The following is a 555-nucleotide window of genomic DNA, read 5'->3' as shown; positions in this document are numbered from 1 at the left end:
AACTGCGTAAGCGCAAGGAGTGTTGCTCATGAAACAACGACCTCGAATCTATTACACAGCTACCCAGAAGGCTTTAATGTGGGAGCGCTGGAAAAAGGGAGATTCTCTCCAGCAGATTGCCCAGTTATTTGATCGCCACCACTCGGCAGTTCAGCGAATTTTGGCTGAGAGTGGCGGTATCAGACCCCCAGAGCGAACTCGATCAACCTTGGCATTAACTTTGGCCGAGCGTGAAGCAGTCTCACGTGGCCTAGCAAGCGGTCAATCCATGAGATCGATTGCAACTCAGTTAGGTCGATCACCTTCCACAATTAGTCGTGAGATTGGTCGCAATGGCGGTCCAAAGAGTTATCGAGCCCACCAATCTAATCAGGCTGCCTGGGATCGAGCGCAGCGTCCTCAGACTTGTAAACTAGTCTTGAATAAAGCCTTAGCGCATCTGGTGGCAGATAAACTGCAGCACTACTGGTCACCACAACAGATTGCCGGATGGCTAAAAGAGACTTATCCAGATCAGGAGGACTATCAGGTGTCACACGAAACGATCTACCTTAG

1 protein-coding gene is annotated in these 555 nt (G+C 50.1%); it reads left to right on the top strand.

Features of this window, described 5'->3' with window-relative positions; translation table 11 throughout:
- Window positions 1-28 precede the first annotated feature (28 nt).
- Window positions 29-555 (top strand): helix-turn-helix domain-containing protein (locus ICN30_RS11545; RefSeq protein ID WP_216275790.1); only part of this gene is annotated, 527 nt, incomplete at its 3' end.

The organism is Polynucleobacter sp. 31A-FELB, from assembly GCF_018882405.1.
Lineage (GTDB): Bacteria > Pseudomonadota > Gammaproteobacteria > Burkholderiales > Burkholderiaceae > Polynucleobacter.
Note: the sequence above shows the minus strand (reverse complement) of the source record. Positions and strands in the feature narration are given on the sequence as shown.